General features: G+C 66.5%; 30 protein-coding genes and 1 tRNA gene. 13 read left to right on the top strand and 18 right to left on the bottom strand.

Annotated elements, in window-relative coordinates; translation table 11 throughout:
• The first annotated feature begins 154 nt into the window (after nucleotides 1-154).
• The gene (locus AUR65_RS12965; RefSeq protein ID WP_058567263.1) at nucleotides 155-994 is read left to right on the top strand and encodes a proline dehydrogenase family protein; all 840 of its coding nucleotides are present in this window, start codon (nucleotides 155-157) and stop codon (nucleotides 992-994) included.
• Nucleotides 995-1,019: 25 nt separating this feature from the next.
• Here AUR65_RS12965 and AUR65_RS12960 read toward each other — a convergent pair whose 3' ends face one another.
• A complete protein-coding gene (locus tag AUR65_RS12960) occupies nucleotides 1,020-1,739 on the bottom strand; it encodes a helix-turn-helix domain-containing protein (RefSeq protein WP_058567262.1) in 720 nt (239 codons plus the stop codon).
• 132 nt (nucleotides 1,740-1,871) lie between these two features.
• On the opposite strand from AUR65_RS12960, the gene AUR65_RS12955 reads away from it, so the two are divergent.
• A complete protein-coding gene (locus tag AUR65_RS12955; protein WP_058567261.1) occupies nucleotides 1,872-3,398 on the top strand; it encodes an aldehyde dehydrogenase family protein in 1,527 nt (508 codons plus the stop codon).
• 49 nt (nucleotides 3,399-3,447) lie between these two features.
• Here AUR65_RS12955 and AUR65_RS12950 read toward each other — a convergent pair whose 3' ends face one another.
• From AUR65_RS12950 to AUR65_RS12935, 4 genes are all read right to left on the bottom strand, one after another.
• Nucleotides 3,448-3,765, bottom strand: coding sequence for a DUF7526 family protein (locus AUR65_RS12950; RefSeq protein ID WP_058567260.1), 318 nt, complete (start codon nucleotides 3,763-3,765; stop codon nucleotides 3,448-3,450).
• Nucleotides 3,766-4,220: 455 nt separating this feature from the next.
• Nucleotides 4,221-4,652, bottom strand: a complete 432-nt coding sequence (locus AUR65_RS12945) for an SRPBCC family protein (protein ID WP_058567259.1) — start codon at nucleotides 4,650-4,652, stop codon at nucleotides 4,221-4,223.
• Nucleotides 4,653-4,695: 43 nt separating this feature from the next.
• Nucleotides 4,696-4,920 (bottom strand): DUF7123 family protein, encoded by a 225-nt coding sequence (locus tag AUR65_RS12940; RefSeq protein WP_004043755.1) that lies wholly within the window; start codon nucleotides 4,918-4,920, stop codon nucleotides 4,696-4,698.
• A 66-nt stretch (nucleotides 4,921-4,986) separates the two neighbouring features.
• Nucleotides 4,987-5,169 carry a DUF7525 family protein gene (locus tag AUR65_RS12935; protein WP_004043756.1) on the bottom strand — a complete coding sequence of 61 codons (183 nt, stop codon included), beginning with the start codon at nucleotides 5,167-5,169 and terminating at the stop codon, nucleotides 4,987-4,989.
• A gap of 153 nt (nucleotides 5,170-5,322) precedes the next feature.
• Between AUR65_RS12935 and AUR65_RS12930 the strand changes: the two genes are divergently transcribed.
• Entirely contained in the window at nucleotides 5,323-6,513 is a 1,191-nt protein-coding gene (locus AUR65_RS12930) for an LEA type 2 family protein (RefSeq protein ID WP_058567258.1), read from the top strand.
• 186 nt (nucleotides 6,514-6,699) lie between these two features.
• Nucleotides 6,700-7,143 (top strand): DUF7528 family protein, encoded by a 444-nt coding sequence (locus AUR65_RS12925; RefSeq protein ID WP_084816451.1) that lies wholly within the window; start codon nucleotides 6,700-6,702, stop codon nucleotides 7,141-7,143.
• A gap of 57 nt (nucleotides 7,144-7,200) precedes the next feature.
• On the opposite strand, the gene AUR65_RS12920 is transcribed toward AUR65_RS12925, so the two are convergent.
• Nucleotides 7,201-8,232: a phosphate signaling complex PhoU family protein gene (locus tag AUR65_RS12920; protein WP_004970831.1), complete on the bottom strand. Its 1,032-nt coding sequence runs from the start codon at nucleotides 8,230-8,232 to the stop codon at nucleotides 7,201-7,203.
• Between the two features lie 318 nt (nucleotides 8,233-8,550).
• On the opposite strand from AUR65_RS12920, the gene AUR65_RS12915 reads away from it, so the two are divergent.
• A complete protein-coding gene (locus AUR65_RS12915) occupies nucleotides 8,551-8,925 on the top strand; it encodes a carboxymuconolactone decarboxylase family protein (RefSeq protein ID WP_084816450.1) in 375 nt (124 codons plus the stop codon).
• Nucleotides 8,926-9,002: 77 nt separating this feature from the next.
• Here AUR65_RS12915 and AUR65_RS12910 read toward each other — a convergent pair whose 3' ends face one another.
• The 6 genes from AUR65_RS12910 to AUR65_RS12885 form a co-directional block, all read right to left on the bottom strand.
• Complete coding sequence (locus tag AUR65_RS12910) at nucleotides 9,003-10,067, bottom strand: ATP-NAD kinase family protein (protein WP_058567256.1); 1,065 nt, start codon at nucleotides 10,065-10,067, stop codon at nucleotides 9,003-9,005.
• Between the two features lie 286 nt (nucleotides 10,068-10,353).
• A complete protein-coding gene (locus AUR65_RS12905; protein WP_058567255.1) occupies nucleotides 10,354-11,049 on the bottom strand; it encodes a competence/damage-inducible protein A in 696 nt (231 codons plus the stop codon).
• Between the two features lie 87 nt (nucleotides 11,050-11,136).
• Nucleotides 11,137-11,892, bottom strand: coding sequence for a DUF5803 family protein (locus AUR65_RS12900; RefSeq protein ID WP_058567254.1), 756 nt, complete (start codon nucleotides 11,890-11,892; stop codon nucleotides 11,137-11,139).
• A 4-nt stretch (nucleotides 11,893-11,896) separates the two neighbouring features.
• Complete coding sequence (locus AUR65_RS12895; RefSeq protein ID WP_058567253.1) at nucleotides 11,897-12,574, bottom strand: DUF2110 family protein; 678 nt, start codon at nucleotides 12,572-12,574, stop codon at nucleotides 11,897-11,899.
• A complete protein-coding gene (locus AUR65_RS12890) occupies nucleotides 12,575-13,105 on the bottom strand; it encodes a transcription factor (RefSeq protein WP_058567252.1) in 531 nt (176 codons plus the stop codon). It lies immediately after the preceding gene.
• A gap of 85 nt (nucleotides 13,106-13,190) precedes the next feature.
• Nucleotides 13,191-13,733: a tRNA (cytidine(56)-2'-O)-methyltransferase gene (locus AUR65_RS12885; RefSeq protein WP_004970839.1), complete on the bottom strand. Its 543-nt coding sequence runs from the start codon at nucleotides 13,731-13,733 to the stop codon at nucleotides 13,191-13,193.
• 141 nt (nucleotides 13,734-13,874) lie between these two features.
• On the opposite strand from AUR65_RS12885, the gene AUR65_RS12880 reads away from it, so the two are divergent.
• From AUR65_RS12880 to AUR65_RS12870, 3 genes are all read left to right on the top strand, one after another.
• Nucleotides 13,875-14,822, top strand: coding sequence for an NAD-dependent epimerase/dehydratase family protein (locus tag AUR65_RS12880; protein WP_058567251.1), 948 nt, complete (start codon nucleotides 13,875-13,877; stop codon nucleotides 14,820-14,822).
• Nucleotides 14,823-14,965: 143 nt separating this feature from the next.
• Nucleotides 14,966-15,712: a DUF2797 domain-containing protein gene (locus AUR65_RS12875; protein ID WP_058567250.1), complete on the top strand. Its 747-nt coding sequence runs from the start codon at nucleotides 14,966-14,968 to the stop codon at nucleotides 15,710-15,712.
• Nucleotides 15,713-15,769: 57 nt separating this feature from the next.
• Nucleotides 15,770-16,198, top strand: coding sequence for a hypothetical protein (locus AUR65_RS12870; RefSeq protein WP_058567249.1), 429 nt, complete (start codon nucleotides 15,770-15,772; stop codon nucleotides 16,196-16,198).
• A gap of 28 nt (nucleotides 16,199-16,226) precedes the next feature.
• Here the strand turns inward: AUR65_RS12870 and AUR65_RS12865 are convergent, their stop codons facing one another.
• A complete protein-coding gene (locus AUR65_RS12865) occupies nucleotides 16,227-17,333 on the bottom strand; it encodes a glycosyltransferase (RefSeq protein ID WP_058567248.1) in 1,107 nt (368 codons plus the stop codon).
• Nucleotides 17,334-17,459: 126 nt separating this feature from the next.
• Nucleotides 17,460-18,521, bottom strand: a complete 1,062-nt coding sequence (locus tag AUR65_RS12860; RefSeq protein ID WP_058567247.1) for a glycosyltransferase family 4 protein — start codon at nucleotides 18,519-18,521, stop codon at nucleotides 17,460-17,462.
• Between the two features lie 95 nt (nucleotides 18,522-18,616).
• On the opposite strand from AUR65_RS12860, the gene AUR65_RS12855 reads away from it, so the two are divergent.
• The 3 genes from AUR65_RS12855 (at nucleotide 18,617) to AUR65_RS12845 (ending at nucleotide 20,157) form a co-directional block, all read left to right on the top strand.
• Nucleotides 18,617-18,892 (top strand): ribonuclease P protein component 4, encoded by a 276-nt coding sequence (locus tag AUR65_RS12855; protein ID WP_058567246.1) that lies wholly within the window; start codon nucleotides 18,617-18,619, stop codon nucleotides 18,890-18,892.
• A gap of 111 nt (nucleotides 18,893-19,003) precedes the next feature.
• Nucleotides 19,004-19,252: a YhbY family RNA-binding protein gene (locus AUR65_RS12850; RefSeq protein WP_058567245.1), complete on the top strand. Its 249-nt coding sequence runs from the start codon at nucleotides 19,004-19,006 to the stop codon at nucleotides 19,250-19,252.
• A complete protein-coding gene (locus tag AUR65_RS12845) occupies nucleotides 19,249-20,157 on the top strand; it encodes a mechanosensitive ion channel family protein (protein ID WP_058567244.1) in 909 nt (302 codons plus the stop codon). The genes AUR65_RS12850 and AUR65_RS12845 overlap by 4 nt, the downstream gene beginning before the upstream one ends.
• Nucleotides 20,158-20,241: 84 nt before the next feature.
• Here the strand turns inward: AUR65_RS12845 and AUR65_RS12840 are convergent, their stop codons facing one another.
• Together AUR65_RS12840 and AUR65_RS12835 are read right to left on the bottom strand one after the other, a co-directional pair.
• Nucleotides 20,242-21,054, bottom strand: a complete 813-nt coding sequence (locus tag AUR65_RS12840; RefSeq protein WP_058567243.1) for an HD domain-containing protein — start codon at nucleotides 21,052-21,054, stop codon at nucleotides 20,242-20,244.
• 81 nt (nucleotides 21,055-21,135) lie between these two features.
• Complete coding sequence (locus tag AUR65_RS12835; RefSeq protein ID WP_058567242.1) at nucleotides 21,136-21,636, bottom strand: redoxin domain-containing protein; 501 nt, start codon at nucleotides 21,634-21,636, stop codon at nucleotides 21,136-21,138.
• A 261-nt stretch (nucleotides 21,637-21,897) separates the two neighbouring features.
• On the opposite strand from AUR65_RS12835, the gene AUR65_RS12830 reads away from it, so the two are divergent.
• A complete protein-coding gene (locus AUR65_RS12830) occupies nucleotides 21,898-22,176 on the top strand; it encodes a Sec-independent protein translocase subunit TatA/TatB (RefSeq protein ID WP_058567241.1) in 279 nt (92 codons plus the stop codon).
• Between the two features lie 80 nt (nucleotides 22,177-22,256).
• Nucleotides 22,257-22,329, top strand: a tRNA-Arg gene (locus tag AUR65_RS12825).
• A 359-nt stretch (nucleotides 22,330-22,688) separates the two neighbouring features.
• Here AUR65_RS12825 and AUR65_RS12820 read toward each other — a convergent pair.
• Nucleotides 22,689-23,183, bottom strand: a complete 495-nt coding sequence (locus tag AUR65_RS12820) for a PKD domain-containing protein (RefSeq protein WP_058567240.1) — start codon at nucleotides 23,181-23,183, stop codon at nucleotides 22,689-22,691.
• Nucleotides 23,180-23,941: a sialate O-acetylesterase gene (locus AUR65_RS12815; RefSeq protein WP_058567239.1), complete on the bottom strand. Its 762-nt coding sequence runs from the start codon at nucleotides 23,939-23,941 to the stop codon at nucleotides 23,180-23,182. Before AUR65_RS12815 ends, AUR65_RS12820 begins: the two co-directional genes overlap by 4 nt.
• Nucleotides 23,942-24,273 lie beyond the last annotated feature (332 nt).

Raw genomic sequence — 24,273 nt, 5'->3', positions numbered from 1 at the left:
CTCTCCAATTATCCTAAATATACCTGTAACCGTCCATGGTCGGGACCCCGAAATCCGGCGGACGAAACGAGCATCCACGGATTATTTCACCAATATTTTTCAGAATGATTTGGTAGGGTCTCTCTTTAGGGTACGTGTCTCACAATAGCGGGACATGATACCCCCCATCGCGAACAACTTCGTGGCGGGTGAGACGGCCGACGGGGCGGTCTCGCACGTCGAGTCGCTGAACCGCGACGGTATCGCGGGGATACTGAACCTCCTCGGCGAGCACTACTCCGACCGGGCGGACGCCGACGCCGACGCCGACGCGTACGTCGACCTCGTCCGCCAACTGGGCGCGACGAACCTCGACGGGTGCGTCTCGGTGAAGCCCTCGCAGATCGGCCTCGACATCGGCGACCACGCGTTCCGGGAGAACCTCGACCGCATCGTCGACGCCGCGGACGCCGAGGACGTGTTCGTCTGGGTCGACATGGAAGACCACGAGACGACCGACGTGACCCTCGACGCCGTCGACGACTTGGGTCACCGGACGGGCGGGAACGTCGGCGTCTGCGTGCAGGCGAACTTGAAACGCACGCGCGAGGACCTCGAACGCCTCGCCGAGGTGCCCGGGAAGGTCCGCCTCGTCAAGGGCGCGTACAACGAGCCGGCGTCCATCGCGTACAAGGAGAAATCGAAGGTCGACGAGGTGTACGAGGACCTCCTCGAATACATGTTCACCGAGTTCGACGACGGCGTCGCGGTCGGCAGCCACGACCCGCACATGATTGCGCACGCCCGCCACCTCCACGAGCAGTACGGGACGCCCTACGAGGTACAGATGCTCATGGGCGTGCGCGAGGACGGCCAGCGCGACCTCGCGGACGCCGACATCGAGATGTGGCAGTACGTTCCCTACGGCGACAAGTGGTTCTCTTACTTCTACCGGCGCGTCCGCGAGCAGAAGTCGAACGCGCTGTTCGCGCTCCGCGCCGTCGCCGGCATCTGAGCCGGGGATACCTACTCGTCCCGCGCTACTGCGGGTCGAGCAGTTTCGATTCCGCTTTGCGAAGGTGTTCGAGCAGCGTCGTCTTCGAGATGTCCATCTCGGCGGCGAGTTCGCGGGTCGACACCTCACGGGGCCAGCGGTAGTATCCTTCTTCGCGGGCGAGTTCGAACGCTTGCCGCTGGCTCCGGGTGAGCGTGTCGAGTCGTCGACTGCGCTCCGGTTCCGCGCCCTCGGACGTGGAGATGGAGGCGACGCGAATCTCGGCCCCGGTCTCGTCCATGACGGTCTCGATGCGGGGCTGTATCTCTTCGCGCGCGCCGGCGAACCAGACTTCCCACCGCTCTCGGCCGTTTTCTATCTGTGTCGGGGCGCTGTGGACGAAGCCCTCCTTGAGTAGCTCCGGACACATCATGTCGCTCGGGTCGTACTCCAAGAAGAACTCGCGGGCGACCGGGCCGGGCGCGACGTGCTTCCCGCGGGAGTCGAACCGCTCTTGCAGTTCCAACACCTCGCCCGTGAGATTCGAGTCGGCGATGACGTCGAGGAGCGTCTCGACCTCGTCGAGCGACTCACCGTAGGCGGTGAACAGTCCGTTGGACCGCTCGACGCCCGCGGTGGGGGCGTCGTAGATGGCGTGTGCGAGGATGCCGCCGTCGTACTCGCTCGTCGATTCGATCGCCCAGCAGTTCGGATGCCATAGGTCGAGCGTGAGGCGCGTACCTTCACCTGACGTGCGCTCGCTCATACACCGGGTAACACGTCATTACGTAAGATGTTGTCTGTGGTCACGCGGGGTCGCGGTGACGCGCCGGTTCGGACGCGGCCCTTCCATGGGAGGGTCCGGGGTTATTAATCCTAGTTGTGACTCTAGAGTCATATGGCGCAGGACGAATATCGGCACTATATCGACGGCGAGTGGACGGACGGAACCGGCGACGAGACGTTCGAGAGCACGAACCCCGCCACGGGCGAGTCGCTGGGGACGTTCCGACGCGGCACGCCCGAGGACATCGACGCCGCGGCCGCCGCGGCCGACGAGGCGTACGAGGAGTGGCGCGAACTCTCGCACATCGACCGCGCGGAGTACCTCTGGGACATCTACCACGAACTGCGCGACCGCACCGAGGAACTCGCGGAGGTCGTCACCAAGGAGTGCGGCAAGGAGATTTCCGAGGGCCGCGCCGACGTCATCGAGGCGTACCACATGGTCGAGTGGGCCGCGGGCGACGCCCGCCACCCCAAAGGCGACGTGATTCCCTCCGAGATTCCCGCCAAGGACGCCTACATGCGCCGCAAGCCCCGCGGCGTCGTCGGCTGTATCACCCCGTGGAACTTCCCGGTCGCCATCCCCTTCTGGCACATGGCCGTCGCGCTCGTCGAGGGCAACACCGTCGTTTGGAAGCCCGCCGAGCAGACGCCGTGGTGCGGCCAGATTATCGCCGAGATGTTCGAGGACGCCGGCATTCCGGACGGCGTGTTCAACATGGTACAGGGCTTCGGCGACGCCGGCGCGAGCATCGTCGACGACGACCGCGTCGACTCCGTGCTGTTCACGGGGTCCGCCGAGGTCGGCCACGAGGTCGCGAGCAAGGTGGCCCAACAGCCCGGCAAGCTCGCCGCGTGTGAGATGGGCGGCAAGAACAACATCGTCATCACCGAGAAGGCGGACCTCGACATCGCGGTCCACTCCGCGACGATGTCGTCGTTCAAGACCACCGGCCAGCGCTGTGTCTCCTCCGAGCGCATCGTCGTCCACGAGGACGTGTACGACGAGTTCAAGGAACGCTTCGTCGAGAACGCGAAGAGCGTCTCCGTGGGCGACCCGCTCCGCGAGGACACCTTCATGGGTCCCCTCATCGAGGAGGGCCACAAGGAGAAGGTCACGAAGTACAACGAACTCGCGGAGAAGGAGGGCGTGAACGTCCTCGTCGACCGCACCGAACTCGACGACGACGAGATTCCCGAGGGCCACGAGGCGGGGCACTGGGTCGGGCCGTTCGTCTACGAGGCTGACCCCCACGACGACCTCCGCTGTACCCACGAGGAGGTCTTCGGTCCCCACGTCGCCCTGCTGAAGTACTCCGGCGACATCGAGGACGCCGTCGAGATTCAGAACGACACCGACTACGGACTGGCCGGTGCCGTCATCTCCGAGGACTACCGCCAGATAAACTACTTCCGCGACCACGCCGAGGTCGGCCTCGCCTACGGCAACCTCCCGTGTATCGGCGCGGAGGTCCACCTCCCGTTCGGCGGCGTGAAGAAGTCCGGCAACGGCTACCCCTCGGCCCGCGAAATCATCGAGGCCGTCACCGAGCGCACCGCGTGGACGCTCAACAACTCCAAGGAGATTCGGATGGCACAGGGCCTCTCCGCGGACATCAAGACCAAAGAAGACGAGTAAGGTCAGACACCGTACGGCCACGCCCCGTCCACTTTTTCCGTCCGTCGTTTCAGTATTCGTCCGCCGACTCCGCGTTCTCGTGAGCCCCGGCCACGACGTAGACGCCGGGCATGGCGGTCTCCTCGACGGTCAGCGTCACTTCCTCGTCCTCCTCGGCCGGGCGGTCGGCGACGACGGTCACCGCCTCGATGGGGTCGCGGCGGACGAACGCCCAGATGAGGTCGAGAATCGAGGGATGACCGCCCTTCCGGACGACGAGCACGTGCCGCGAGTCGGCCAACTCCCGGAGTTCGGGCGACAGGTCCTCTTCGTCGAGTTCGTCCGGGGGAATGGCGTGCAGTACGTCGCCGCGAATCGTCTCGGTCATGGTGTCACCACGCGCCCCGGCGGAAAGAAGCGTACGCTCTCGGACTGTCGTGTGGTCGGGCGATCGCCGCCGAGGCGCGACGGGGCTGTCGCTCTGTGCGAAATAGTCGTCAAAAGGCGGAGGCGAATTCGCCTCCCGCCGAATCTCGTGTCACCAGTTGGCGAAGTGAGACGAGGGGAGTGTGCCCCCACCGGGCTTGGGGGCGGGAAACGACGTGGCCACGTCGTTTCGGATGCCGCAACGGACCCCGAAACGTTGCGGCGGGTGCGGCGGATGTGGAGTCGCCGACGACTGGCGAGAAAAGCGCCTATTGCGTCGGCGACTTTCGCTAAGGAGCCGCGATGTATAAACCCACCGCAACACCCGTTCCCACGCGCCGTGAGCGCACGGTTCCCGCGGGTCGCCGGTCCGAGTCGTTGCCCCGGGCTCGCCGGGTGGTGACGCTCGTCGACGCCTCAGGCGGTCGCTTCGAACTCGCGTCGGAGCGCCGCTTCGAGGTTGTCGAGTTCGCGGTCGAGATTGCGCTCGAAGAACGTCTCGACGCCGGGCAGTCGCCCGTCGACGGTGAACTCGTTGATGAGTCGGCTGCCGCCGTCGTGTTCCTCGATGGTGTGCTCGCCCGTCACCCGCATCACTCGCGACTTGCCGACGAATTTGACGTGCGTCGGCTCGTCGACTTCGATGTCCTCGGTCTCGACGGTCACCGTCGAGCGGACGAGTGGAATCGGCAGTTCGAGATACCACGTCGCGCGGCGGCCGTCGTCGGCCACGTCGAAGCGGTCGACGACGCTGATAGCCCCCGCTCGCTTGGCCGGGTCGGCGATGAACTCCCAGACGCGCTCGCCAGGAGCGTCGAACTCGAACGTTCGTTTCACGCGGACGGTCATGGGATACCATCACGCCTCCACAGTAAAAAGCCGTGGAATCGCCTCAGCTTCGGGTGACGCGCCACGTCGTCGAGCGGGCGCGTCCCCACTTCTCGATTTCGACGTCCTCGGACTTCTCGGCCAGCCGCGGCAGGCGGGACCCGACCTGCTTCGCGGTGAGACCGATGGCTTCGGCGATGTTCTTCGCCCGGAAGTAGCCCTCCCCGCGGCTAACGCTGTCGCGGAGATAGGCGAGAATGCGTTGTTCCTCGTCGGTGTACTCAGTCATCCTCGGACCGTCTAGGGAATGGGCGTTATTAACGGTTACTCGTGTTCCTCAACGTTGATACTCAAGTTACTGGAACAGATGCGCGCCGCAGACTGCCAGCGAGGCCGCGATAATCGCGACCATGAACCCGAGCGCCTTCGTCAACTGGTCCGGTCCGGCGACCATCAGCCCTGCCCCGACGAGCGTGAGCACGCCGAACAACGCCGCAAAGCCGATGGACTTGTCGGATTGCACCGTCTTGGTTTCCATGTTTCCGACCTTCGCGGGTGCGCACTTAGTTCATTCGACACCGCCTGTCGTGGGGCGACGTGACGGGGGGTGATACGTGCGGTTCGGTCCCACGACCCACCCTCGCACTCGGCCGTTCGACATATGTACCACCAGTCTCGTGTGTCCACAACGATGGGACTGACATCCGCGCTGTTCGGCGGAAAACTCCGCATCGCACTCGTCGCGCTGGTGCTCGTCGCGGCCGGCGTCGGCGGTGCGTACGCGACCGGCGTCATCGGCGCGCCGAGCGTCGACCGGGTCGACAACCGGTTCGCCGGGGTCAACGAGACGGCGACAGTCATCGAGACCGACCTGTACGTCTCGAACCCCAACCCGCTGTCCGCGAACCTCTCGGGCCTCGAAGTCGATTACGGCGTCGAGATGAACGGGCTTCTGATGGCGACCGGCGAGAAGGAGGGCGTCGCTATCGGGCAGGGGACCTCGGCGGTTCCGCTCCGGACGACGCTCGAAAACGAGCGCATCCCCGAGTGGTGGGTCTCGCACATCCAGAACGGCGAGCACACCGACCTCGTCGTGGACGCCAACGTCTCCTCCGAGACGCTCGGCCGGACGTTCCAGGCCCCCGAGATAACCCGGAGCATCGACACCGACCTGCTGTCGGCGTTCAACTCCACCGAGACTCGGGAGATAAACGCGAACTCGCCGCTCGTGTCCGACCCCGTGTTGTACGTCAACGAGACGAGCGCCGAGTGGGGCGAGTCCACGAGCGAGCGCACGGCGCTCGAACTCACGTTCGTCGTCCACAACCCCAAGCCGTACCCGGTCGCGGTCTCCGAACTCGGCTACGACATCTCCATGAACGACGTGGACGTGGGCGAGGGGACGACGAACTCCGAGTACGTCATTCCCCCGCAGTCGACGGAGACCATCGAGGCGACGACCTACATCCAAAACGACAAACTCGACGAGTGGTGGGTCTCGCACCTCGAACGCGACCAGACGACTGACCTCCGCATCGACTTCTACGCGAACCTCGACGCCGGCGGCACGACCCTCCGCGTCCCGCTCGACCCGCTGACCTACGAGAAGACGTTCGAGACGGACATCTTCGGGAACAAGGCGGCGTCCGGCGGAAACGAGACGGCGGACGAAACGGCGACGGCGACCGAGACGACCACGGCGACCGAGACGGCCGCGGAAACTGCGACCACCACCTCGACCGCGACCGCAACCGAGACTGCGACAGACACCGCAACGACGGAGACGACGTCGAGCGAGACGACCGCGACGACCACGGCGACCGCCACAACGACGACGTCGTCAGACGGCGGGACCACGACGACCGACGACGGCCTCCTGTAGCGGTCGGACCCCGCATCGACCCGCGCGACATTCGTCGAACCGCCGTTCGACCGCCCCGATTCGCCGAAAAATCCTCGGAGATTCCTGACTCAGCCGATAACCCTTTACCGTCGGCCGCGATAATCGATGATATGACACGGAGTACCCACGCTCCTGATCGAGTTCTTCTCCCGTAATGAGAACCCTGTGTCCGTCGAGAGCGACGACGAAACCATCGTCGTCTCCTTTGGCGACCAGTCCTGTGAACTGTCCCGAGATGCCGCCGCCGACCTGCAGGAGGCCATCGGCTCGGCGCTGACCGAGAAACGAGAGTTCTTCCGCACGGCCGGCGAGTACCGCCGGGACGGCAGCTACGTCGTCTCCCGCCGCGGCGCGGACTCGACCGGCAACGCGAAGGTGTTCACCAGTTTCGACGAACTGCGCCGCCTGTACGACCGCCTGCCCGAGCGCTTTACCGCCGAGGACATCGGTCGCACCGGCATCACCGGGTCGCGCCGCCACATGGTACTGCGACACTTCGGCGAGCACCCCGGGTTCGACTGCCGTATCGCCAGTCGGAACCCGCTGACGGGCGAAAAAGAGTCGTCCGAGACCGAGAACAGCGAGGCGATGGAAGTCATCGCCGACTGAGCGCGACGGTACGACGGCGTGCCGCCGCCCCGTCCCCCGCGGTTTCGCGTCGGTTCCTCAGTCTATCGTGACGTGGTCCGATTCCTCGTTGAGCGCGAGGTTCGACGCGATTTCGGCGTTCCGCATCGCGTACTGCGCGGTCTGCTGGAGGCTCACCAGCACCTCGCGAATCTGGAGGAGCTTCTGGTTTTCCATCTCCGGGAGGTCGTTGAGGATGTCGCGCTCGCGGTCGCTTATCTCGCGGAACAGCTCTCGGCACTCGATGGTGAGGTCGTAGTCGCGCTCGACGACGGCCCGCACCGCGGTCGTCGTGATCTCGTCGACGTGGTCCGTGAACTCGCGGATGCGCCGCATCGTCGACTGGTCGACGTCGATGGTGTGGCCCTCGGCGTCCATGACGATGTTGGCGATGTCCTCGGCGTTGTCTGCGGTCAGTTCGAGGTTCTTCGCCACCGACCGGTAGCCGATGAGCGGGAAGCCGGAGTCGAGGCCGACGGCCCGCGCGAGGTTGGGGTTCTGGTAGGACGTGAAGATGAGCCGAAGCAGGAGGACGAAAATCTTGTTCGCCTGTCGCTCGCGATTGAGCGCCCGCTGGGCGAGGTCGGGGTTGCCGTGGGCGAGCGCCTTGACGGCCTCGCCGCGCATCGTGCTCCCCGTGTTTTCGAGGCGTTCGAGCAGGTTGTCGAGGGTGAAGTCCTCCGCGTCGACCGAACAGCGAATCGCGATTCGCTCGGGCGTCTCCTCGATGACGCCGAGGCCCATGAGCTGGGTCTCGGCCTTGTAGACGGCGTTGATGTGGTCCGAGTCGAGCGCGCCCTCGCTTTTCTCGATGTGGATGACGCGCCGCCCGAGGACGTACTGCGCCACGATGGCGCGTTCGAGCGCCTCCGCGTTCAGACTGTCAGCGCGAATCGTCGCCTTCGAATCTTCGGTGTTGACCGATTCGGGGAGAACGGTCAGCGTTCCCTTCCCGCTCGTCCGAATGGTCACTTCGTCGCCCTTCTCGACGTTGTGTTCCTTGGCCCACTCCGCTGGAAGCGTCATCGCCAGCGTGGAGGGACCGAGACGCTGGACTTTCCGGGTTTCCATGCCAGTCAGAACCCATCCAATGACCTTAAATCTCACTATATTACACCCTCTGTGAATAATGGGTAGTGGTTCCCATTGCACACGATTCCAAATATTAAATCATCCATGTCGAGCGGGCGAGACGGGGAGAGAGAACCGTCCCGTAGACCGGCGTATTAACCCTGAATTTCCCCGGAACGTCGTCGATACGGACAGATTATAATTATCCAGACAGTTCATAACTTTACTGCTCCGCAACCTCGTAATAAGCACCTCCATAGCGACGGGACTGCGGAGGTAACGGGGAGAGAAATGCTATCGAAAGACACACGGCAGGAGATGGAGGGAATGCTCGGTCAAGTCCCGAGTTGGATGGAGGACTTGGCAGAACCGGCGAGCGAACACAGTTGGGGGCTCTTCCGCGACCTCAATCTAGGGGAAGACACCGAACTGTCCGGGAGAGAGAAAGCGCTCATCGGCGTCGGCGTTGCGGCCGCGACTAGCTGTCCCTACTGTATCTACTTCCACACCGAGGAAGCGCGGTTGGGCGGCGTCACGGACGAGGAACTCAGAGAGGCAGTCAACCTCGCCGCCGACACGAAGTACTTCTCGACGGTTCTCCACGGGAACGAGACCGACCTCGACGAGTTCAAGGCCGAAACGGACGAAATCGTCGAGTACATCACGAAACAGCAGGCACCGGCGGACGACTGACGAGACGGCCGACGGGACGGTCTCTCGCTCGATTTTTCTGTTGGCGCGCCGAGTCGGCCGCGACCGACGTGCGCCGCTCACTCGATTTTCATCATCCGGCGCTCGACGCGACCCACGCGGACTTTCGTCCACCCGCGGAGGTCCGCGTCGAGGTCGGGGTCGTCGGTATCGACCCGGAGGACCGGAATCGCGTCGAGTTTCGACCGGGAGGCGACGACCGACACGTCACAGCGGCGAATCACGTCCGGCGAGAGTTGGGGGTTGCCGCGGCCGAAGACGAACCCCTGTCCGCCGATTGGGGTGACGACGATGACGTTCTCCTCGCCGAGGTGGTCGAGAATCTCGGCCTCGGTCGCGTCGCGGGCGAGCACCTCCCCGTCGCGGTAGACGTCGACACCGAGCGGCGACCCGTCGATTCCCAACTCGGCTTTCACCGCGCCGACGGTGCTCCCGGGGCCGAGGACGTAAGTGACGCCCTCGGTCGCGCGGATGTCGTCGGCGACGCCCGCGGCGAGCGCCTCGACGGTTCCGCCGCCGGTCTGTTTCGACGACTGGAGGTCCTCCGCGACGGGGACGTGTGCGACCGCCCGAAGTTCCGGCCTGACCTCGCCCTCGCGGTAGTCGTCCTCGTCGATGTCCATGACCTCGCGGGCCTCGGTCCGCTCGAACGACGTGACGACGTGGGCGGCGTCCTCGGGGGAGACGGCGAAGACGGAGGAGTAGACTTTCACGCCCGCGGGGACGCCGAGCATCGGCACGTCGGTCCCGTCGAGCGCCTCGGCCACGTCGGCCGCGGTGCCGTCGCCGCCGACGAACAACACGAGGTCCGCGTCGGCGTCGACGAACGCCTCGACGGCGGCGATGGTGTCGACCGCGCTCGTCTCGTCGCCGGACGGCTCGCCGAGCACCTCGGGGTCGAAGCCGGCGTCTCGGGCGGCCGACGCGCCCATCTCGCCGCCCCACGCGAGCAGTTCCACCTCGGGGGCGGCCTCGAAGAGCCGGGAGAGCGCCCGTCGCGCCCGCTCGGGTGACCGCGGCTCCGCGCCGCGCGCTCTGGCCTCCTCGACTTTCCCGTCGGTTCCCTTCAGGCCGACCCGGCCGCCCATCCCCGCGACGGGGTTGACGACGACACCGATTCGCATGACTGAACGAACCCGCGCCCCGGGGAAAAGCGACGCGGTAGCCGGCGGTCGGGTGGCGGTCGCGACCGGTGTCACGGACGCGTCACCGATGGCGACGTTCAGCCCGCGCCGACCGTCGCCGGAACCTCACCGTTTAACAAGGGGACCGAGCAATTGTCACCTATGATTCCGTTAGAATCCGCCGGACAGGTGCTGCCGACCTCGGAAACGGCCGCGACCGTGCTTCTCGTGGGTATCCTCATGACCGCCGGGTGGCTCTGGTACCTCCAGCGCTGACCCGTCGGGCCTACGCTTCTTCGTACAGTTCGACTCGCGCTTCGAGCCACGCGGTCGCCGATTCGACCGTCTCCTCGTCGGCGCCGGCGAGTTTGATTCTGACGTGGTCGCCGGGGTAGCTCCCGACGGTCACGTCGAACTCCGACTGGACTGCCTCGAACCGCTCGATGAGCGAACTCTCGGGCTCCGACGTGTGGACGAACCGGACGTGGGTCCGCTCGCCGGCGAACTCGTCGGCGACGCGGGCGAACATGGTTTTCATCTCGCCGGGGACGCCGGGGAGCACGTACACCGAACCGATGACCGCGCCGGGCGCGACGCCCTCGTCGTTCGGGAGCATCCGCGACCCGGCGGGGAGGTCGGTCGTCCCCTCCACGAGGTCCGCCGCGGAGTAGCCGCCGTTGGCCTCCAGCCACTCCTCGGCGTCGGCGTTCCGCTCCAGCGAGCGCCCGAACGCGGCCGCGACGGCCTCCATCGTCAGGTCGTCGTGGGTCGGCCCCAGCCCGCCGGTGACGACGACGGCGTCGTACTCGGCGTGGTACTCGTTGACAACGCGGGCGATGTCGGCGATGCGGTCGGGGACCGTCGTCACGCGCTCGACGGAGACGCCCCGCTCTGTCAGTTCCGTGCACAACCACGCGGCGTTCGTGTTGACGGTGTCGCCGGCGAGGAGTTCGTCCCCGACGGTGACCACGGCGACTTGCATACCCCGAGATAGCGGGCTGCGAGGCAAAAAAGCGTTCACACCGGCGAACCGAGTCGGCCGACCGACGCCGCGTCTGTCGGGCGTCCGTCAGCGGTCGTCGTCTTCCACGTCCAAGCCGAGTTCCTGTCGGCGGTCGCGGAGCGCCTGAATCTGCCGGCGGTAGTAGAGTATCCCCGCGCTCCCGACCAGCACCGAGACGGCCGCGACGGCCGCGAAGATGCCGAGGTCGCGCTGGAGGTAGAACTGCACGACGACGTTCCCGTCGGTCACCTCGGTCCACTGGATGTGGAGCTGGTCATCGACGACTTCGGTTTCGTAGCCCGACGGCCGGACGGACCCGAATATCGGGAAGTCGACGCGGCGGTCCGCAGGTAGGACGACCTCGTAGCTCCCCTCGACGAAGACGGGAAGCGAGAACCGCTTCGGCGTCGAGGACGAACTGAAGGCGATTTTCCCGTCGCTCCCGGCGTCCGCGGGGAGCGTGACGTTCGTGATGCGGTCGTTCTGGGTCACGTCGCCGCCGCGGGCCTTCAGTTCGGTCCCGTTGATGACGGTCCCGTTCTCGTAGCGGTAGCGGACCGCCTCGACCGGAAGCGGCGTCCGACTGCCGAAGCCGTCGAACCGGTAGAGTTCGACGAACGAGCCGTTCATCTCGTAGACCGCGCGGAACCGGCCGTTGTCCTGAACGGTGATGTGCGCGTCGGTCTCGGCGGTCCACGCGTACTCGCCGTCGGGCGCGGCGTCGAGCCGGTCGTTCGACACGCTGGAGGTGCCGCCGAGACAGCCGGCGGTCACGAGGAGGAGGGCGAGCGCGGCGATACCGACGAGGAGTCGCCTGTTCATCGTCTTACTGGCCGATGACGCACTTCAGTTCGGCCGGCAGGTACGAGCCGATACTCGCGAGGAGGCCCGGCGGGTCGGTCTCGTCCCGGCAGACGATGCTCTGTTCGAGGAGGCCGAGGCGCTCGACCGTCACGATGTCCTTCGCGTGGCCGGCGCGGTTGACCGTCGCGCGGACCTCGCCGCGGGTCGCGCTGTTGACGTTGACGCGACCGCTTCCGCGGGTCCAGTCGTAGAGGCGGTCTATCTGCTCGTCGGCCAGCCGCGAGGGTTCGTCCTCGCCGCCGTAGACGAACGTCAGCGGCATGTGCTGGACGAGGCCGAAGCGGTCGCGAATCTGGGTCGCGGAACCGCGGCCGAGGCCGAGTTCCTCGGTCGGAATGCGGACCTCGATGCCGGCGTCGAGGACGAAGCCGTCGTCGTCCCAGTGTTCGAGGGTGCCGACGTACGTCTCGCCGGCCGAGAGGTGCGGCGTGACCTCGCCCCACTCCTCGCGGAGGACGTTCCGCGCGACCGTCTCGTCGTCGCCGGAGACCGTCACGGAGATGAAGTCGTCGTCGCGGACGCCGATGTCGTACTCGACGTCGAGGTCGCCGATGTCGTTGGCGACGAGCGAGGTGAGGCTGTCGAGCGCTCGCTCGCGGGCGTCACCGTCGATGTAGCACTTCGTTGCGAGAACGACCATTCAGTTCGTCCCCGTCACTTCGACGTTGAGCTCGTCTCGAAGCTCTTCGATGCGTCGTTCCATCGCGTCGACGAGGTCGTCGTTGTCCATCGGTTCCAGCGGCGCGCCGGTCTCGGGGCACTGGAAGCCGTGTTCCATCGCCTCGGAGAACTCGAAGCGGATGCCGGCGGGTTCCGAGAGGTAGAACTCGTGGTCGCGCTCGTAGTCGAGTCGCTCTTCGAGCGCGTCGAGGAGGCGGTACATCTCCTCTTCGAGGTTCTCGGGGATGTTCTCGTAGTGGAAGGTCCAGAGGTAGGTGAGCCAGCCGGAGTCCTCGTCGCGGACGCGACGGTACGACGCGAGGTCGTTCTCGTAGAGGATAAAGAGCGCGCGGCGCACGTCGTTGAGTTCGAGCCGCAGTTCCTCGGCGAGTTCCTCGTCGGTGACCTCGCCGTCCGGGGGTGCCGCCGCGACCGGCATCCCAGTGGGCCCAACCAACTCGTGGAGGTACTTCTGGATAACAGGGTCGTTCAGTAACTCCTCAAAAGCCATTGTGCGAAATGGCGTCAGGAACGCCATTAAGTCTTATTACTCCGGGGCAGCGGAGAACCGCCGGCGGGCGCGCCGACGCGTCCGACTACTCCTCGTCGGCCGGTACGACTTTCTTGCCCGTCGCCATCGGGACGACCCGGTTTTCGGCGTCCTCCCACTCGCGGTCGAGTTCGCGCCCGTCGAACAGGCGGTCGAGGAACACCGCGAGCCCCGCGACCTCCGAGTGCGGCTGGTTCGTGACGCCGACGTTCCAGTCCGCCCCCTCGTACACCTCGAAGGGGACCTTCTCCCCGCCGACGACGACGAGAAGCGGTTCTTCGGCGTGCGCCTCGCGGATGTCGGCCTCTACGTCTTGGACGCGCTCGCCGTACATCGTGAGGTGGACGACCTTGCCCTCCCAGTTGCGGATGACGCCGTTGAGCGCCTCGGTGAGTTCGACCTCGAAGGGGCCGCCGAACCGGCCCGTGATGTCCTCGACCGTCTCCATCGAGTGGCCGGCGTTGTCCGGGAGGATGACCCGGTCAGCGCCGAGCGCGCGGGCCGTCAGGCCGACGTGCGTCGTCATCCGGTCGTCGCGTCCCGGCCGGTGCCCGTACCGGAGGACGGCGACCTCGGGTTCGTTGTGCATGTCTCTCCGAAGACGGCGGGGGGAAGTGGTGCTTTCGGAACGCGGGCGGCGGTCGCCGGGGACGGGGTGACGGCCGTCACCGACGCCCGCTCGCGGCCCGGAGGGGAAACGGACTTATCATTCGGTCGAATTATCTGATTCATGTCGCTGGAACTCTCCGACAAGCGCGTCCTCGTGACCGGGGGCGCTGGACTCGTCGGCTCTCACCTCGCCGCGCGCCTCTCCGAGGACAACCACGTCGTCGTCGCCGACGACCTCTCGAAGGGGGACCGCGAGCAGGTCCCCGACGGCGTCGAGTTCGTACAGGCCGACATGACCGACCCCGACGACGTCGCCGAGGCCGTCACCGAGGACCTCGACATCGTCTTCCACTTCGCGGCCTACACGGACACGAACTACGGCAACCCCCGTCAGCTGTTCGAGGAGAACACCGAGATGACGTACAACGTCCTCGAACGGATGCAGGAGGTCGGCGTGTCGAACATCTCCTTTACCTCCTCGTCGACGATTTACGGCGAGGCCCCGCGGCCGACGCCCGAGGACTACGCGCCGCTCGAACCCATCAGCATCTACGGCTCCTCCAAACTCGCCGACGAGGGCCTGCTTTCGACGTTCGCCCACTCCTACGACGTCACGGTCTACATGTACCGCTTCGCCAACATCGTCGGCCCGAACCAGCGCGGCAACGTCATCCCGGACTTCATCGAGAAGCTCCTCGAAGACCCCGAGACGCTCGAAATCCTCGGCGACGGCCGCCAGGAGAAGTCCTACCTCCACGTCGAGGACTGCATCGACGCGATGTGCCACATCGTCGAGAACGCCGAGCGCGACTACAACGTCTACAACCTCGGCACGCGGACGACGACCTCCGTGACGACCATCGCCAACATCGTCGCCGACGTGCTGGACCTCGACCCCGAGTTCGAGTACACCGGCGGCGACCGCGGCTGGACCGGCGACGTGCCGAAGATGCGCCTCTCCATCGAGAAGCTCTCCGCGCTCGGCTGGGAGCCCGACGGGTCGAGCGACGAGGCCGTCCGCCGCGCCGCCGAGGAACTCGCCGAGGAGCTTCGCGCCGAGTACGAATAGCGGCGGCCGATAACCGCGGCCGGTAACCGCGCCCGACAACCACGGCCGCGACCAACACCGACACCGCGGGGCGACGCCCGACAGACCCCGCAGTCCGACCCCGGAGCGAGCCACCTTTCTACCGCGACTCCCTACCACGGAGCGTGCAGGTCGTCGGCTACGATACCGGAACCCCCGCGCTGTTCGTGAGCGCGAGCGGCGGCATCGACTCGGTCGCGCTCGACCCCGGAACCGAACTCGACTACCGCCTCGGCGAGCGCCACTGCGCGGGCACCATCCACGACGACCGCCACGTCGCCTGCGACAACGACCGCGCGCCGTACTGCGCTGACCACCGCCACACGTGGGTCTGCGCGAAGTGCACCGGGACGTGTCTGAAAGACGAGATGGACTGCTACGAGGACCACGCGGTCTACCTCGCCGCGTTCGCCCCCGACACGTTCAAAGTCGGCGTCACCCGCGAGTGGCGGCTCGACACCCGTCTGCGAGAGCAGGGCGCGGACCGCGCGGCCCACGTCCGGACGTTCTCCGACGGCCGCGTCGCCCGCGAGTACGAGGCCGAACTGGCGACCGAGATTCCCGACCGCATCCGCGTCCCGACCAAAATCGAGGGGTTCGGCCGGTCGGTCGACGCCGCGGCGTGGGACGCCCTCGTCTCCGAGTTCGACCCCATCGAGACGTTCGCGTTCGACTACGGCCTCGACCTCGACGGCTCGCCGGTCGCCGAGACCGTCGCCACGGGGACCGTCCGCGGCGTGAAGGGCCGCGTGCTCGTCCTCGACCACCGCGGGACGACCTACGCGGTGGACATGCGCGACCTCGTCGGCCACGAACTCGAAGACGGCGGGACGGACCGCGACCTCCAGTCGAGCCTCGGCGCGTTCGGGTGAGAGTCACGATTCTCAGAGACCGTCAGCACTTTCCGGGAGGACGGCCAACTCGCACCCATGGCTGACGACGAACCCGCAGACGAGACGCAGACGCCCGACGAGGGCGACGACGGCGAAGAAGAGAAGTCGTTCCGCGAGCGGGTCGAAGAGATTCGACAGCGCCGCGAGAAAGAGCGCGAGGAAGGCGAGCGCCCCGACCCCGAAGAGATGATGGGCGGCGGCCCCGGCGGCATGGGTGGCGGCGGCGGCAACCCCTTCGCGCAGATGATGAGCGGCATGATGGGCGGCGGCGGCCCCGGCGGCATGGGCGGTGGCGGCGGCATGGGTGGCGGTCCCAGCGCCATGGGCGGCGGCCCGCGCGACCCCGAGCAGGGAAGCGGCAGCGACGAACAACTCGTCCGCGAGGTCCGACAGCTCCGCGACGAGGTCCGCGACGTGAACCGCGAACTGCGCCGCATCGCCGACGCGCTCGAAAACCGCGACTAACGCGGTTTCGCAGTCGGTCTCGTTCCTCTTATTTCGACGCTAAGCGGTCGTAGAGCGCCGCGAGGCGGTCGACGGAGCGGTCGACGCTCACCTCGTCGCGCCGGTCGAGACAGCGCGCGCTGAGTGCCTCCTGCTCCGCCAGCGCCCGCCGAATCCCGTGGCGGAAGCCGTCTAAGTCGCCTGACTCGTAGTGGTAACCGGTCACGCCGTCGAGGACGGTGTCCTCCAGCGCGCCCTCGTTGACGCCGACGACGGGCGTCCCGCAGGCGTTGGCCTCCAGGGCGACGAGCCCCTGCGTCTCGACGGGGCTCGGGAAACAGAACACGTCGAGCGCGGAGTAGAACGCCGGCAGTTCCTCGCGGTCGAGGAAGCCGAGGAAGCGAGCGTCCACGCCGAGGTCGTCGGCGAGGGCGGACAACTCGTCGCGGGCGGGGCCGTCGCCGCCGAAGACGAGCGTCGCGTCGAGGTCGGCCGCGGCCCGGACGAGTTCGTCGAGGTGTTTCTCGTAGCCGTGCCGGCCCGTGTAGCCGATGAGGTCCCCGTCGCCGAGGTCGTAGCGGCGGCGGAAGTCGTCGCCCTCGACGGGTTCGAACCGCTCCACGTCGATTCCGTTCGAGAGGACGACGATTTCGGTCTCGACGCCGACCTCGTCAACCAGGCGGCGCTCGGCGTCCTCGCTCGGGACGATGACCGCGTCGGCGCGGTCGAAGAACCACCGCTCGTACCGCTCGGCGGTGCGCTCGACGCCGCGCTCGATAGCGCCGACGGAACTGAGGTACTCGGCGTACTCGCCGGTCGGAGTGTGGTAGGTCGCCACGAGCGGGAGGTCGCGCCGGCGGGCGAGTCGGAGGCCGGCCAGTCCGAGGCCGAACGGGGTGTGGGCGTGGACGACGTCGACGTCGCCGACGGCCCCCGGAATCCGCGGCGCGCCGATTCGAATCCCCTCGTAGAACGGGAAGGGAAGGCTTCGGACGCCGTACTCGCCCGGCTCGGGGTCGTAGTCGTCGTCCGCCGGGAACACCACGTCCATGCGACCGCCGCGGCGGTGCCACCGCTCGCGCCACGTCTGAATCGTGTAGGTGACGCCGTTGACGGTCGGTAGGTACGTGTCGGTGAACGCGGCGACCGACTGCATGGCCGTTCGTGCGACCCCGACGGGATAAACCGTTGTGACTTCCCGCTGGACTGTCGTGTGTTACCGAACCTATCGGCCGTCTCCTAGAGGTCGGCCGTCAAGAGTCATCAGCCGGGTGTCGGTCACTCAGCCTTCGAGCCGCCCGGAAAGCGCGTCCTCGTACGTCTCGACGAGCCGGTCGCCGACGCGGTCGAGGCTGTGTTCGGCGGCCGTCTCGCGGGCGTTCTCGCCGAGCCGTCGCCGGAGGTCGGGGTCGCGGGCGAGGAGGTCGAGCGCCCGGCGGAACTCCGCGTCGGTCGAACACTTCAGGCAGTCGTGGCCGTGGGTGTAGAACTCCTCGAACACCGGGATGTCGCGGAGGACGACCGCCTTCCCGCAGGCCATCGCTTCGAGGACGGCGATGCCCTGATTCTCGTTTTTCGTCGCGAAGAGGTAGACGTCGCCCGCGCCGAACGCGCCGCGGATGTCGTCTATCCAGCCGGTGAACGTGACGTTCTCCGGGGCGTTTTCGACCCAGTACCGCACCTTCTTCGAGGCGTGCGGACCGGTGTCGTAGGGGCCGAACCACGCGAAGTCGTAGTCGGTCTCCTGTGCGAGCGTGCAGAAGGTCGTGAGCCCCTTACGCTCGAAGACGTTGCCGACGGTGAAGACGGTCATGCCGTCGAGGTCGTACTCGGTTCGGTACTCGTCGCGGAGGGCTTCGAACCCGTCGAACGCCTCGGTGTCGACGCCGTTCGAGACGGCGCGAATCGGCGCGTCGACCGGGTAGGATTCGAGGGTTCGCTTCGTGTACTCGGAGGGACAGAGCACCACGTCGGCCTGCGAGTAGAACCACTTGAGGTACTTCCCGAGGGCGGGGGCGACCGCGGTCGACCCGCGGAAGCTCTCGGCGAAGTCCTCGCGGGTGACGTGCGAGTGGAGCACGAGCGGGATGCCGTTCCGTTTGGCGTGCCTGGCCACGGCGAGCGAGCCGGGGCCGATGAGGTTGCAGTGGGCCACGTCGTAGTCGCGGACGACCCCGTCGCCCCGCAGGAGGCTCGCGGCACCCGCGGCGACCGACTCGGGCCACGGGGAGGTGACGACCTCCACGTCGGTCGTGGCGAGGGCCGCCCGCTGCTGGTCGGTGGCGGTGCCGATACCGCTGCGTTCGAGTTGCGAGGCGAACTCGAGGTAGTTCAGGACGCGCACAGTCGCCGTTTTTCCGGGTGGGGTATCACAGTACCGGCTTCGGCTCCGCGTCGCGGTTCGGAACGTCTTTGTCCGGGCCGCTCGCCCGAACGTGTATGAACATCGCGGAGGAGCGCATCGACCGACTCCACGCCCTCGCCCGCGAGGCGGCGAGCGACCGCGACCACGAGCGCGCCCGGGAGTACGTCCGCCTCGCCCGGCGCGTCGCGGAGCGGAACCGCTGTGGCCTCCCGAAGGCGTTTCGCCGGTTCACCTGCGACGACTGCGACGCCTACCTCCTCCCGGGCGTCAACGCCCGTGTCCGGACCCGCGCCGGCGGCCACGTCGTCGTCAGGTGCGACTGCGGGGCGACAAAGCGCTACCCTTACTGACCGCCCGACGGCGATTTCGGCAGAATCGGCCCCTTCTCGCGTGTGTACGACAACCAAACGGCCGCCAAAGCCTTACTATTGAAGCCCTCCGGCACATAGTGGAGGCCACACATGAACACGCAGGAGCTGCGAAAGGAGGCCCACGACGTCGACGTGACCGTCTGGGTGGGTAAGAGCGGAATCGAAGCGGTGGTCGGCGAACTCAACGACCAGCTGGCCGACCGGAACCTCGTGAAAGCGAAGTTCCTCCGGGCGGCGCTCGGTGGCACGACGGTTGACGAGGCCGCCGCCGACCTCGCCGAGCGCGTGAACGCAGAGCTGATAGAGACGAGGGGGAAGACCGCGGTCTACCACCGATGAACGCGCTCGCAGTCCCGCTCCAACTGCAGGGTGATGGCGGCGCAATCGGCCGGATTCTCACCGAGCAGAACGTCCCGTACGCCGAGACGCTCGGGACGCTCTTGGGCCTCGTTCTCGGCTTCGCCGTCGTCTACATCGTCGGCAAGGCCGTCGTCTCGTCCGCGCTCAACCGCGTCCTCGACCGACGCGGCGCGGACGAACACGCGAAAAAGCCCCTGATGAAAATCGCGACCCTCGTCGTGGCGTTCGTCGCCCTCGGCGCTGGGTTCGCGTTCGCCGGCCTCGGCAACATCCTGCAGTCGCTCGCCACCATCGGCGCGGCCGCGACGCTCGCTATCGGCTTCGCGATGCAGGACGTCATCGCCAACTTCGTCGCCGGCATCTTCATCTTCACCGACAAGCCGTTCCGCATCAACGACTGGATTGAATGGGACGGCAACTCCGGTATCGTCGAGGACATCTCCTTCCGCGTGACGCGCGTTCGCACCTTCGACAACGAACTGCTCACCGTGCCGAACTCGCAGCTCACAGACGGCGTCATCAAAAACCCCGTCGCGAAGGACAAACTCCGCCTGCAGGTGCCGTTCGGCATCGGCTACGACGACGACATCCAGCAGGCGACCGACATCATCCTCGACGAGGCCGAAAAGCACGACGGCATCATGACGACGCCCGAGCCGTCGGTCAGACTGACCGAACTCGGCGACTCGTCGGTCACGCTCAAGTCGCGCATCTGGATTTCCCAGCCCAGCCGCGCCGACTTCGTGAAGACCCGCGGCGAGTACGTCACCGCCGTCAAACAGCGGTTCGACGAGGAGGGCATCGACATCCCCTACCCGAACCGCACCCTCAGCGGCGAACTCTCGGTCGGCGGGATGGACCGCCTCGTGCAGTCCAACGACTGAGAACGAACAGCGCCGACCGCAGGGCCCGCCTGCGCCGGCCGCCCGCGCTGACGACCCGAACTTTTTCGACTCCCGACGCGCCGCTTAGAGTTCGATACGCTCGACGAGCCTGTCGTCGGACTTCGTGTTGACCGCGACGATGCGGACGTGGTCTTCGAGGCCGGAGCCGTCGAGTTTCGCCTTCAGGAGGTTGTCGACCTGGTAGACGCCCGCGGCGTTCACCATCTCGATTTCGACGAGGACGGGCGAGTCTTCGCCGGGCTTCAGGACGACGTTGTTGATGGCGCGGCTGGAGAGCGTGTTGATGCCGCGGCCGCCCTTCTCGTAGGGGATGCGCGACCGGCCGCGCTCCATGTCGAGCGCGTCGGCGACGCGGATGACACCGGCTTCGAGCGTAAGGGGGTCCTCCTCGCGGTGGTGACAGAGGATGGCGTGGAGGACTTCGGCCTTGATGCGGACCGCGTCGGCGAGGTCGTAGAACTCGGGGAGGAAGCGGTCGAGCACGTCCGACGCGAGCGGAATCGAGTAGTAGGCGTGGTTGTCGCGGTGGACGATGTGACCGATGTCGTGCAGTTGCGCCGCGAGGGCGATGATGACCGCCTCGTCGGCCTCGTCGAGGCCCTGTTCGGCCGCGCCGTTGAACTCACAGCCGCCGGCCTTGAGCAGGTCGTACAGCCGGAGCGCGCGGTTGCGGACGATTTCGATGTGCTTCGGGCCGTGGTCGTTGTAGCCCTTGCGCGTCACCGCGTTCACGTTCTGGGCTTCGAGGAGCGTGGTCACTTCCTCGTCTTCGAGGAGCGCGGGGAGCACCTCGTTGAGCTTCTCGTCGGGGAAGGCGTGGTCCGCCTCGGGGTCGTAGACGCGGCCGCCGTTCAGGGTGTCTTCGGTATCGCTCATGACCCGCAAGGTGGTCGCACGGAGAGAAAAGAACTTGGGCTCCGAATCAGGTTCGATACAGCGTCACGCGGTACCTCGGGGCTATACGGCCTCGCTCGGCTCTTCGAGCTTCGCGGCGGCGGCCTCGACGGCCTCGTAGTCGGGTTCGACGCCGGGGTCGTCGCTGACCCACGCGTAGGTGACCTCGCCGTCGCCGTCCACGACGAACACCGCGCGCTTCGCCACGCGGTTGACGCCGAGGCTCGCGAAGTCCATCACCACGTCGTAGGCATCGACGAGTTCGCGGTTCGTGTCGCTGATGAGCCCGAAGTTGAGGCCGTTCTGCTCGGCGAACTCCGTCAGCGTGAACGGCGTGTCGATGCTGATGCCGTACACCGTCGCGCCGACGTCCTCGAAGTTGGCCATCTGGTCGCGGAAGGTGCACATCTCGGTGGTGCACGTGCCGGTGAAGGCCGCGGGGAAGAACGCGAGGACGATCGGCGCGTCGTCGAGGTTCTCCGAGAGGGTGAACGACTCGATGTCGCCGTCGATGTCGGTAAGTGGTGCGGTGAAGTCCGGGGCGGCGTCGCCGACTGATACCATACGGGTGCCATTCGACTCCGCACACATTATTTCACCGTCGGCGGAAATTCAGGGGTCGACGACGACGAGCCGTACCCGCCGTTGACGCCTCGGGCGGCCGACCGTGTCCGACGAGGCGGCCACAAGCTTTTCGTAGGAGTTACGCGCCGAAACGCCTCGATTCGGCCGATACGGGACCCCCGACGCGTCGATATTCCGTCTTTCCAGAACCCGCAGAAGGCAAAAAGCCTATAATTGCCACTAGGTAACGCAGAAATAGCGATGTTCGAGACCATCACTCCACTGTTCCCGGGACTCCCGGGCGGGCCCGAGCTGCTCGTCGTCCTGCTCATTGTCGTCCTGCTGTTCGGCGCGAACAAGATTCCGAAGCTCGCTCGGTCCTCCGGGCAGGCCATCGGCGAGTTCCAGCGCGGCCGCGAGGAAATCGAGGACGAACTGGAGGATATGAAGGGCGACGACGAAGACGAAGACGACGCGACCGTCGAGAGTTCGGCCGACTCGGTTTCGACCGAGTCCGCTTCGACCGAATCGTCGAACTAACCGCAGCTCACTTTCTCTCTCTTCTGCCCGCCGAGGGCGAACCACGCGATTTTTGGCCAGTCCTGAACGATAGTGCCGTAGGGCGTGTGGCCTAGTGGACAGGGCGAGAGGTTCCTAACCTCTCGATCGCGGGTTCGAATCCCGTCACGCCCGCTTCGCTCACTTCGTTCGCTCAGCGGCCGTTCCTGAGTCCCACTTGCTCTGCTCGCGGGACTCCCGTCACGCCCTATCGTGATGAGCGGAGTGAGTCCGATAACGCACCGTGCGGGATTCGCAACCCGACGAGACGAGCGAAGCGAGTCTCGGCACGGTTCGAATCCCGTCACGCCCGCTTCGCTCATTTCGTTCGCCCAGCGGCTGTTCCTGAGTCCCACTCGCTCCGCTCGCGGGACTCCCGTCACGCCCGCTATCGTGAGAGGGTGCGAATCCGATAACGCACCATTCGGGGTTCGAATCAGGGAGCGACTCGCAGAGTTGCGACCGAGGTTCGAATTCCACCGCATCCGCTTCGCTCACTCCGTCTCACTCGACACGCGCCAGAGGTAGACGCCGGCGACCACGAGCGCCACCGCGGCGAGCGCGCCGAGGAGCGAAGTCGGCGGGTCAACGCCGGTGTCCTCTTCGGGCACCGCCGCCTCGGACTCGACCACGACCACCGGGACACTCGCAGAGAGCGTCTCGCCCGTGGCGTTGGTGGCGACCACCTCGGCCGTGTACGTGCCGGGCGTCGCGTAACGGTGCGTGACGTTCGTCCCGGTCGCGTCCACGAAGCCGTCCTCGTTGAAGTCCCACGTCACCCGCTCGATACCGGTCTCTCGGTCGGCGAGCGTCGCGTTGAACGCGACGGTCGCGTTGACGACGTGGGTGCTGTTCGCGGCGGGCGACGCGACCGAGAGTGCTGGTGCGGGCTCGTTACTGGGGGCGAACTCCGCGTAGCCGACAGCGCCGCCGAGAATCAGCCCACAGAGAATCAACCCGACCGCGGCGAGGCGTCTCGCGCGACTCATCGGCTCGCGAGCAAGGTTTCGGTCACGGTGCTGGCGACGTCGCGCCCGAGGTCGTTGTACCCCTCCTGCGTGTAGTGGACGCGGTCTTGCATCCGCCCGGTCGACGCGAACGTCTCCGCCAGCGACGACGCGAGATAGGTGTGGGCGTTGTCCGCGACGACGGCGCGCTGTGCCTCTCGCACGGCCCGGAAGCCCTCGGTGTCGCCGTCGTTCGGGGTCCCGGTTTGGATGATGTGAAACGGGAGGTCGACCCCGAGTCTCGCCCGGAAGTACGTGAGGAGGGTTTCGAGGGCACCGCGATACGTCTCCGCCGTGAGCCGACCGTTGTCGATTGCCTTCGCGTCGCGGGTGCCCTGCGACCAGAGGACGCCGCCGACGTTGACGACGTAATCTTCCATCGCGAGGTGTGCGAGCGCCCGCTCGGCGGCGTCGGCCGCGCCCTCGCGGAGGTCACCGTCGACGTCCCAGTTCCCGCTTCCCGAACCGGCTTCGGCGGCCTGCGCCGTCCCGCCGGCGGCGAACTGAACGAACGCGACGTGGCGACCGGTCAGCCGGACGTATTCGCGGCAGAACGCGGGCCACATGCTCCCGGTGTCGGCGGTGACCGTCCCGTCGAAGTGGCCGCCCACCGGGTCTTCGACCGCGACCAGCGAGGAGCCGTTGAACTCGAAAGCCGTCCCCGGGTTCGGCGTGGGGCTCTCCGCCGCGGTCCCTTTGCCGACCGCGTTGCTCTGACCCGCGACGAGATAGAAGTCCACGACGTCCGTGCTCTGATAGGACCCACCGCTGGTAGAGCGCGCCGACACGGTATCGGCCGCCCTCAGACCGACCAACCCCGCGCCCCCGATGGATGATAATACTGCCCGACGGGTCGCGCCCGATTCGTACGACCGAGGCCGCGGTTCTGGGGCGTCACCGCCCGGCGTTCGGTCACTCATTGCGTCCCCCGTCGAACAGGTCCCGCGAAACTCTACCCACCATCTCTGAGTACGTACGCTATGACTCGTTTTTCGTCACATATCCCTTTCTGATTTACATAACTGAGCCGACGGCCGCCGCGACTGAGACGGAGCCACCACCACTAGCCGCC

Origin of the sequence: Haloferax marisrubri, from assembly GCF_001469875.2 — an archaeon.
In the GTDB taxonomy this organism is placed as follows: domain Archaea; phylum Halobacteriota; class Halobacteria; order Halobacteriales; family Haloferacaceae; genus Haloferax; species Haloferax marisrubri.
This window is presented reverse-complemented; position numbering and strand designations above follow the sequence as displayed.

Coding starts and splice junctions, on each gene's coding strand:
- AUR65_RS12965 (WP_058567263.1), top strand. CDS start 155: ATGATACCCCCCATCGCGAACAACTTCGTGGCGGGTGAGACGGCCGAC.
- AUR65_RS12960 (WP_058567262.1), bottom strand. CDS start 1,739: ATGAGCGAGCGCACGTCAGGTGAAGGTACGCGCCTCACGCTCGACCTA.
- AUR65_RS12955 (WP_058567261.1), top strand. CDS start 1,872: ATGGCGCAGGACGAATATCGGCACTATATCGACGGCGAGTGGACGGAC.
- AUR65_RS12950 (WP_058567260.1), bottom strand. CDS start 3,765: ATGACCGAGACGATTCGCGGCGACGTACTGCACGCCATTCCCCCGGAC.
- AUR65_RS12945 (WP_058567259.1), bottom strand. CDS start 4,652: ATGACCGTCCGCGTGAAACGAACGTTCGAGTTCGACGCTCCTGGCGAG.
- AUR65_RS12940 (WP_004043755.1), bottom strand. CDS start 4,920: ATGACTGAGTACACCGACGAGGAACAACGCATTCTCGCCTATCTCCGC.
- AUR65_RS12935 (WP_004043756.1), bottom strand. CDS start 5,169: ATGGAAACCAAGACGGTGCAATCCGACAAGTCCATCGGCTTTGCGGCG.
- AUR65_RS12930 (WP_058567258.1), top strand. CDS start 5,323: ATGGGACTGACATCCGCGCTGTTCGGCGGAAAACTCCGCATCGCACTC.
- AUR65_RS12920 (WP_004970831.1), bottom strand. CDS start 8,232: ATGGAAACCCGGAAAGTCCAGCGTCTCGGTCCCTCCACGCTGGCGATG.
- AUR65_RS12915 (WP_084816450.1), top strand. CDS start 8,551: ATGGAGGGAATGCTCGGTCAAGTCCCGAGTTGGATGGAGGACTTGGCA.
- AUR65_RS12910 (WP_058567256.1), bottom strand. CDS start 10,067: ATGCGAATCGGTGTCGTCGTCAACCCCGTCGCGGGGATGGGCGGCCGG.
- AUR65_RS12905 (WP_058567255.1), bottom strand. CDS start 11,049: ATGCAAGTCGCCGTGGTCACCGTCGGGGACGAACTCCTCGCCGGCGAC.
- AUR65_RS12900 (WP_058567254.1), bottom strand. CDS start 11,892: ATGAACAGGCGACTCCTCGTCGGTATCGCCGCGCTCGCCCTCCTCCTC.
- AUR65_RS12895 (WP_058567253.1), bottom strand. CDS start 12,574: ATGGTCGTTCTCGCAACGAAGTGCTACATCGACGGTGACGCCCGCGAG.
- AUR65_RS12890 (WP_058567252.1), bottom strand. CDS start 13,105: ATGGCTTTTGAGGAGTTACTGAACGACCCTGTTATCCAGAAGTACCTC.
- AUR65_RS12885 (WP_004970839.1), bottom strand. CDS start 13,733: ATGCACAACGAACCCGAGGTCGCCGTCCTCCGGTACGGGCACCGGCCG.
- AUR65_RS12880 (WP_058567251.1), top strand. CDS start 13,875: ATGTCGCTGGAACTCTCCGACAAGCGCGTCCTCGTGACCGGGGGCGCT.
- AUR65_RS12870 (WP_058567249.1), top strand. CDS start 15,770: ATGGCTGACGACGAACCCGCAGACGAGACGCAGACGCCCGACGAGGGC.
- AUR65_RS12865 (WP_058567248.1), bottom strand. CDS start 17,333: ATGCAGTCGGTCGCCGCGTTCACCGACACGTACCTACCGACCGTCAAC.
- AUR65_RS12855 (WP_058567246.1), top strand. CDS start 18,617: ATGAACATCGCGGAGGAGCGCATCGACCGACTCCACGCCCTCGCCCGC.
- AUR65_RS12850 (WP_058567245.1), top strand. CDS start 19,004: ATGAACACGCAGGAGCTGCGAAAGGAGGCCCACGACGTCGACGTGACC.
- AUR65_RS12845 (WP_058567244.1), top strand. CDS start 19,249: ATGAACGCGCTCGCAGTCCCGCTCCAACTGCAGGGTGATGGCGGCGCA.
- AUR65_RS12840 (WP_058567243.1), bottom strand. CDS start 21,054: ATGAGCGATACCGAAGACACCCTGAACGGCGGCCGCGTCTACGACCCC.
- AUR65_RS12835 (WP_058567242.1), bottom strand. CDS start 21,636: ATGGTATCAGTCGGCGACGCCGCCCCGGACTTCACCGCACCACTTACC.
- AUR65_RS12830 (WP_058567241.1), top strand. CDS start 21,898: ATGTTCGAGACCATCACTCCACTGTTCCCGGGACTCCCGGGCGGGCCC.
- AUR65_RS12820 (WP_058567240.1), bottom strand. CDS start 23,183: ATGAGTCGCGCGAGACGCCTCGCCGCGGTCGGGTTGATTCTCTGTGGG.